The organism is Blastomonas sp. CCH1-A6, from assembly GCF_001556365.1.
GTDB lineage: Bacteria > Pseudomonadota > Alphaproteobacteria > Sphingomonadales > Sphingomonadaceae > Blastomonas > Blastomonas ursincola.
This window is the reverse complement of record NZ_LSIS01000074.1, coordinates 1-7,426: the sequence shown is the minus strand read 5'-3', so window position 1 is coordinate 7,426 and position 7,426 is coordinate 1. Positions and strand designations below refer to the sequence as shown.

At 67.0% G+C, this 7,426-nt stretch carries 7 protein-coding genes; 4 read left to right on the top strand and 3 right to left on the bottom strand.

Annotated features, from left to right (window positions below; translation table 11 throughout):
- Window positions 1-98: 98 nt before the first annotated feature.
- Genes AX735_RS03405 through hisN form a run of 3 tightly spaced genes read left to right on the top strand, consistent with a single transcriptional unit; the run spans window position 99 to window position 2,161 of the window.
- Window positions 99-530 (top strand): cupin domain-containing protein, encoded by a 432-nt coding sequence (locus tag AX735_RS03405; RefSeq protein WP_066275596.1) that lies wholly within the window; start codon window positions 99-101, stop codon window positions 528-530.
- Window positions 527-1,327 carry an arylamine N-acetyltransferase family protein gene (locus AX735_RS03400; RefSeq protein WP_066275593.1) on the top strand — a complete coding sequence of 267 codons (801 nt, stop codon included), beginning with the start codon at window positions 527-529 and terminating at the stop codon, window positions 1,325-1,327. The genes AX735_RS03405 and AX735_RS03400 overlap by 4 nt, the downstream gene beginning before the upstream one ends.
- A gap of 48 nt (window positions 1,328-1,375) precedes the next feature.
- Window positions 1,376-2,161, top strand: a complete 786-nt coding sequence (hisN, locus tag AX735_RS03395) for a histidinol-phosphatase (protein ID WP_066275591.1) — start codon at window positions 1,376-1,378, stop codon at window positions 2,159-2,161.
- Window positions 2,162-2,243: 82 nt separating this feature from the next.
- On the opposite strand, the gene AX735_RS03390 is transcribed toward hisN, so the two are convergent.
- The 3 genes from AX735_RS03390 to AX735_RS03380 all read right to left on the bottom strand — a co-directional run bounded on the left by AX735_RS03390 (window position 2,244) and on the right by AX735_RS03380 (window position 6,124).
- Window positions 2,244-3,254 carry a DUF6607 family protein gene (locus tag AX735_RS03390; RefSeq protein ID WP_066275599.1) on the bottom strand — a complete coding sequence of 337 codons (1,011 nt, stop codon included), beginning with the start codon at window positions 3,252-3,254 and terminating at the stop codon, window positions 2,244-2,246.
- Window positions 3,255-3,293: 39 nt separating this feature from the next.
- Complete coding sequence (locus AX735_RS03385) at window positions 3,294-5,495, bottom strand: TonB-dependent hemoglobin/transferrin/lactoferrin family receptor (protein WP_066275588.1); 2,202 nt, start codon at window positions 5,493-5,495, stop codon at window positions 3,294-3,296.
- A gap of 182 nt (window positions 5,496-5,677) precedes the next feature.
- Complete coding sequence (locus AX735_RS03380; RefSeq protein WP_066275583.1) at window positions 5,678-6,124, bottom strand: cupin domain-containing protein; 447 nt, start codon at window positions 6,122-6,124, stop codon at window positions 5,678-5,680.
- A gap of 41 nt (window positions 6,125-6,165) precedes the next feature.
- Here AX735_RS03380 and dapE point away from each other — a divergent pair, with 41 nt between their 5' ends.
- The gene (gene dapE, locus AX735_RS03375; protein WP_066275577.1) at window positions 6,166-7,320 is read left to right on the top strand and encodes a succinyl-diaminopimelate desuccinylase; all 1,155 of its coding nucleotides are present in this window, start codon (window positions 6,166-6,168) and stop codon (window positions 7,318-7,320) included.
- Window positions 7,321-7,426: the final 106 nt, after the last annotated feature.

The window sequence follows — 7,426 nt, the reverse complement described above, 5'->3', positions numbered from 1 at the left end:
CCGTATCCGCAGCCTGCCGATGGCGGCGCTGATCGGCGAGGCGATCCGCCGCATCGCCGACGAAAGCTCGGTCTCCAGCCTGTTCGACTGATCGGCCGATGCGCCCGAGCCTGCCCGTGCTGATCGCGCTGGCAGCGGGGCTGGGCGCTTGCGCTTCTCCCGGTTCTCAGGGTGTCGCGGTCTATCAGTCCGCGCCCGGCATAACCGAGGTCCTGTCCGGGCCGATCCAGGCCGCGCCGGGGCATCATCTGGTGACCGGCGATCTGAACATTCCCGCCAATGCCCCGATCCCGCGCCATTATCACCATGGCGAGGAGTTTCTCTACATTTTGGGCGGCAGCACGGTGATCGTGCGCGAAGGTGAGGGCGAAATGACGTTGCTGCCCGGCCAAGGGGTGCGCATAGCGCCGGGCACGGTGCATTGGGGCAAGGCGGGGCCCAAAGGCCTGCGCGCGGTTTCGAGCTGGGTCGTGCCCGATGGCCAGCCGCTGCGCGTGGCCGTGCCCGATCAGCCGGGCGGCGCGCATTGAACGACTTTCTCGGCCAGTATCTCGCGCGGCTGGGGCTGGCGCAGCGGCCAGCGGCCGATCTCGCCGGGCTCGATGCGTTGCTCTGGGCGCAGCGGCTCGCCATTCCCTATGATGCGCTCGATGCGCGGCTCGGGCGCGGGGTGGATATCGCGCCCGAGGCGATTGCTGCCAAGCTGCTCTCCGGCACGCGCGGCGGCTATTGCTTCGAGCTCAACCCGCTGTTCCAGCGCGGGCTCGAAGCGCTGGGCTTCCGAGTCGATCCGCTGCTCGCCCGCGTCTGGTTCCGCCAGCAGCCGGGCGACCCGGTGCCGCCGCGCACGCACATCGTACTGGCCGTGTCGCTGGAGGGTGAACGCTGGCTCGCCGATGCGGGCTTTGGCGGCGGGCATGTGCCCGCGATGCGTCTGGCCGATGGCGCGGAGGCGGCGGGCAATGACGGTTCGGTCCACCGGCTGCGCCATGATGACGCATTCGGCTGGATGCTCGAACGGCATTTCGGCGGCGAGGTCCGCCCGCAATACAGCTTCACCGACGAGCTTGCCCAGCCTGCCGATCTGGCCATGTCGAACCACTGGACCGCGACCTCGCCCGAATCGCGCTTCATCCGCAACGTGCTGGTCAGCCAGGTGACGCGCGACGGGCTCAAGTCGATCACCAACGACCAGTTCAGCGTCCAGCGCGGGGCGGAGAGCGAGCGGATGCCGATTGCCGGTACGGCCGCGATGCGCGCCTTGCTGGCGGACGAATTCGGAATCCTGCTGTCCGACGCCGAGGTTGCGGCGCTCGGCCTGTTCTGACGCCATCGCCTCTGGCCAAGCTGCCCGCCAGCCCCTAGCTAGACCATCATGATACACAGCAAGGACATCGAGCTCGCGCAGCGGCTCGCCGATGCGGCGGGGGAGGCGATCCGTCCCTTTTACCGCGCCGATTTCACCACCGACCGCAAGGCCGATGCCTCGCCGGTGACCGAGGCCGATCGCGCCGCCGAGGCCGCGATGCGCGCGATCCTCGATGCCGAGGCCCCGCGCGACGGTGTGGTCGGCGAGGAATATGGCGAGAAACCCGGAACGACGGGACGCGTCTGGGTGCTCGATCCGATCGACGGAACGACGAGCTTCATCGCCGGCCGCCCGATCTTCGGCACCCTGATCGCGCTGATTTCGGACGAATGGCCGGTGCTCGGCGTGATCGACCAGCCGATCGGGCGCGAGCGCTGGGTGGGCGCGACCGGGCGCGGCACGACGTTCAACGGCAGGCCGGTCAAGGCGCGTCTCTGCCCCGAGATCGGCGATGCCGTGCTCGCCACCACCAGCCCGCACCTGTTCAGCGATCATGACGCGATGCATTTCATGGCGCTCGCCAAGCAGTGCGACACCCGGCGGCTGATCTGGGGCGGCGATTGCTATAATTACGCGCTGGTCGCGCAGGGCTCGGTCGATCTGGTCTGCGAAAGCGGCCTGAAACTGCACGATTTCGCCGCGCTCGTCCCCGTGGTCGAGGGCGCGGGCGGACATATGTGCGACTGGAACGGCGATCCGCTGCACAAGGGCAGCGACGGGCGCGTCGTCGCGATGGGCGATCCGGCACGACTGGAAGACGTGCTGGAAGCCCTGGCGCAGCACGACCACTGAACGCAATATCCCCCGCCCCGCCGTGTCCAGTCGGCGGGGCAGGGGAGTATCGGCGCCCCAACAGGGGGCGGGGCGCCGACGCTTAGCGACCGGCGCTTGCGACCTGCTTCGCGCCCGTTTTCCGGGTATTGTCGTCGATGAGCTTGAGCGCTTCGGCTGTGCCCTTAGCCTCGGTTAGCTTGCCCTCGACAATCTCGTCGGCGATGGTCAGCAACCGCGCGCTGATGATGGTTCCGGCCTGCGCTTCCTCCTGGATGGCAATGCCGCCCTTGGTCGCCGCCACCTTGTCCCACCCGGCGCGGACCGCAGCCCAATAGCCCTTGGTGGCGGCCCAGTAATCGTCTGCGGCCTTGACGTTATAGCCGTCGAACTTGGTATAGGTATTGAGCACATATTCCTGGACGATCGGCTGCAGGCGGCCGTCCTTCATGCCCATCTTGATATTGTCCTGCCAGTGGACCCAGCCATCGGGGGTGGGCTGGTGGCGATTGATCGCATAATAGCGGTCGTACACGGGATTGCGCACCGCATCGCGCCGGGCGAGCGGTCGCCAGGTCCAGTTGGAACGCCAACGGCGAAGGCCGCCCTGCTGCTCGAACTGGCCCCAGCCGGCATAGCGCGGGCTGTCATCCACCTGCCAGACGGTCTGCGACCAGCGGCCGCGGCGCATCTTCTCGGGCACGTCCTCCCAGGTCCAGGCATTGCGATCCGAATAGACCAGCACCCGGGCGGGCTCGTATTCCCAGTCCTGCCGCCAGTGCTTGGTGATATGCGGCTTGCCGTCTATCTCGCTGACCAGGATATGCTGCAGCACGATGCGGCGGCCGCTATCCTCGATCACGCGCACGACCTCATGCCCGCCCGAAATCTTGCGGTCGAGCGGGGCGTAGCCGCTCTGCCAGGGCGTCGCTTCCTGCATGTCGAAGCGCACCTTGAAATTGCCCGCCATCGCCAGAATGTCGGCGCGATCGGCCTCGAACGCGGCGGCTTCTTCCTGGGCGGGCCGTTCGGCGATCGGCGGATGGGCAAGCGCGTACGTGGAAGCCAGCGCGAACAGGCTGGCAGCAGCAAGCGAGACGATCTTTCTGTGCATGATCAAGACCCCTGGTTTGATTGATAACGGTATTGCGAATCAGAAGCGATAAGTCAACGAGACACTGCCGTTGCGGCCCGGCTGGGTAAAGGCATCGGCGATGGTGGTGTTGCTGGCGAGGCCGCGCACATCGGACCACCAGGCGTATTTGGCATTGGTGAGGTTGAACAGGCCTGCGCGCAGTGTCACCGGACCCAGCGCGACGAAGGCCGTCGCGTCGAGGATGGTGAACGCCTCGGGCCGGAAGCACGACGGGGTGCAGACGCCCGCACTGCGCGCCTCGGACTTTCGCGCGCTGTGCGTGGCGATCAGCTGCCCGCCGAACCGGCCCTGCGGGTCGCGCCAGCCGATTCCCGCGACCAGCTTCAAGGGATCGACCGTGGCGAGCGGCATGCGGGTATTCGCCTGCGGATCGATGACGTCACCCTTGGCGTAGGACAGGGCCAGCTGCCCGTTGAGGCCGCCCTTGTCGCGCAGTTCGAGCCGCGCTTCGGCACCCTCGACCTTCACCCGGTCGAGATTGATGAACTGGAAGATCGCGGGATTATTCGGCGTGAAGCCGCCACCCACGACCTCCTGGCTGATGAAGTCCTTGTAGCGCGCGCTGAACGCGGTGGCGCTGAGGCTTACGGCTTCGCTGGTAAAGCGGATGCCGCCTTCGATGCTCTCGCTGCGCTCTGGCCCCAGATCGGCATTGGGGCGCGAAGTATAGCCTTGTGCCAGATTCTCGAAGAACTGGTTGACCTGGGAGGGCTCGGGGGCGCGGAAGCCCTGGGCATAATTGGCAAACAGCCGCACCTCGCTGTTCAGCTTCAGCACCGCACCCATTTTGGGGCTCAGCCGGCTGCCCGACTGGCCAGTGGTGACGAAGGTCGCCGGGAGCAGCGGATCGTTCTGGGGTGAGAGCTTGTAATGATCGAACCGCAGCGCAGGGAACAGGGTGAGTGGCCCCATGCTGATCTCGTCGCCGATGAACAGACCGGCGAGCGTGTAATCGGTCACCGGAAAGGCGGAGGACGGGAAGCGCTCGCCCGCTGGCGGCACGGTGCCGTCGCGCAGCCCCTGCTGCCGGGTAGAGCTCGCATCGCCGCCAAAGACCAGCTTGTGGCTCAAGGGCCCGGTGACGAAGCCTGCGCGCGCTTCGGCGGACAGGCCATAGACGCGGTTGTCGAAGGTGTTGAGCCGGGTGCGATCGGCTAGCGGCGTGCGGTCTTCCTGCGTGAACTGGCGGTCCTTGGCCGATTGCCAGTACAGGCTGGCCCGCGCCATCTCGAGCGTGCCGGTGCCTTCCCAGATCCAGTCGCCCGCTACCCGCCAGCGCTTGCCGCTGTCGCGCGCCACCAGATTGTCGACGCTCGCCGAGCGGCCCGAGAGCAGATCGGTGACCATGCGGTTGTCGAGATATTCGCCGGTCAGCCGGACCTTGTGGCCACCGGCGGGATCCCAGACCAGCCGCGCGGTGGCGGCATTGCTGTGCCCATCCTGCGGATTGGGCGTGGTCCGATTGGCCCCGAGCACATCGTTAGTGCCGCGGTTCTCCAGCTCCTGAAAATCGCGCCGCGTATAGGCGACCATCGCCGAGAGCTCGCCGCTGCGTCCAGCCAGGATCGCGGTTTCGGCAAATTCGTTATCGGCGCTGGCATATTGGCCACGCACCAGCCCGGCGACCGACTGGCCCTTCAATATGTCCTCGGGGTCGCTCAGCGTGAAGCTGACCGCACCCGCCAGGCCGTCGCTGCCGTAGAGCGCGGAGGCCGGACCGCGCAGGATCTCGACCGATTTGACCAGCCCGATATCGACCGAATCGCCCCGGCCCACGCTTTGCGCGCCGAAGCTGAAGCCCATCGGCATGCGCACGCCATCGACCTGGATCAGCACGCGGTTGCCGCCGATGCCGCGAATGGTGAAATCCTCGTTGCCCGCGCGGCCGGTGCTGCCGAGCGCCGCACCGAACCGCGCGGGCTGACGGCGGACGCTGACACCGGGTTCGAAGCGCACCAGATCCTTGATGTCGGTCGCCAGATCGTCGGCAATTTCCTCGTCGGACTTCGCCGAAATGGTGGCAGGGGCCTCGTCGATGGTGATGGGCGTGCGCGTGGCGGAGACCACGATGGTGCGCCCGTCGGCAGCCTCGGCCTCGTCGAGCGTTTCGGTCTCTGCGCGCGCCGCCTCGGCGGCGCTGACCTGCAGCTGAGCGGCGGCAAGGCCGATCAGGGCGGCAGAGTTCAACCAGCGGTTCATGGATAATCCCCCAAATGATAATGCAAGCGATTCGCATTAGCCTAATAGGGATTTTGGTTGTTGGGTCAACCTGGCGCATGCAGCCTCAGTCGCGTCAGGCGAGCGCGGGCCCGGCCCTCGTTCGGCCCATCGGGATGGTGCTGGGATATTCAGGAGCGAGGGAGGGTAGCCCCTTCGGGCAGTCAGAAAGCCGATCCGTCCTTGCGGCGTTTGTTGCCCGCGCCGTTCTCATGCATGTCGACATCGGGATAATGGCACGGGCCATTGACGCTTTGACCGATCACCAGGAACGCGCAATCTTCGTCGCTTTCGTTGACCAGGCAATGCGCGTTCGGCTCGCCCTTGGGAAAGGCGGCGATGTCGCCCGGCCCAAGAAGGGTGCGGCCGTGGTCGTCGACCAGGACCGCCTGGCCGGACAGGATGACGAGAATCTCGTCCTCGTTCTCGTGCCAGTGTCGCTGGGCAGACCAGGCACCGGGCTTGAGCACGACATGGCTTGCCCCGAAATCGCTGAGCCCCAGCGCGGGGGAGAGGCGGCGATACCAGCGCCCCTGCACGACATCCGCGAGGTGATCGGGATATCCGGTGGCGTTGGTTTGCGGAATGGCTTCCAGGTCGACTTTAGGCATGGTGCGATGCTAATGCGCCATGGATCAACGAGAAAGCCCCCATGACCGACAGTGCCACGATTGCCGCCGCCCCGCTGGATCTCGCCAGCCGCCTGATCGCCTGCGAGAGCGTCACGCCCGCCACCGGCGCGGTGTTCGATTGCCTCGAGGCGATGCTCGAGCCGCTGGGCTTTGCCGTCACCCGTTTCGTCTGCGGCGAGGCCCCCGATGGCCCGGTCGAGAATCTGTTCGCGATCCGGCGTCCGCTCGGCGATCCGGGGCGGCATTTCGCCTTTGCCGGGCATCTCGACGTGGTGCCGCCGGGCAAGGGCTGGGCGAGCGATCCGTTCGTGCCGGAGGTGCGCGGCGACCTGCTGCACGGGCGCGGCGCGGTCGACATGAAGGGATCGATTGCGAGCTTCGTCGCCGCGGCTGCCGACATCCCGCGCGAGGCGGGGACGCTGAGCCTGATCATCACCGGCGACGAGGAAGGGCCCGCGATCTACGGCACCCGCGCGCTGATCGACCTGATGCTGCGCGAGGGCACGGTGCCCGACCTGTGCCTGGTGGGCGAGCCAACCTCGGTCAATCGGCTGGGCGACATGGTGAAGATCGGGCGGCGCGGCTCGGTCAACATGTGGATCCGCGTGGCGGGCCAGCAGGGCCATGTCGCCTATCCGCATCTGGCCGACAATCCGATCCCGAAGCTGGTCGCGATCCTCTCGGCGATCGAGGCGGTGGTGCTGGACGAGGGCACCGACTGGTTCCAGCCGAGCAATATCGAGGTGACCGACCTGCATGTCGGCAATCCCGCGCACAATGTCATCCCCGCCGCCGCCGAGGCGCGGATCAGCATCCGCTTCAACGATCTGCACAGCGGCGAATCGCTGATCCAGCGCATTCGCGCGATCGCCGAGCCGCTGGGTGGGACGGTCGAGGCGAAGATTTCGGGCGAAGCGTTCCTCACCCCGCCGGGCGAGCTTTCGGGCATCATCGTCGACGCGATCCGCGCGGAGACGGGTGTGGAGACGGAGCTGTCGACCACCGGCGGAACGTCCGACGCGCGCTTCCTCTCGCGCATCTGCCCGGTGGTGGAATTCGGCCTGTCCAACGCGACGATGCACAAGCTCGACGAGGCGGTGGCGGTAGCCGACCTGGACGTGCTGGCGCGCATCTACCGCCGCGTGGCGCTCGCCGCGCTGGTGGGGACGAGCTAGAAAGCACGTCATTCCCGCGAACGCGGGAATCCCGCTATCTTTCAACCCGTTGCGCAGAAGCGGGACCCCCGCTTTCGCGGGGGTGACGGTGATGTGGTCTCAGAAC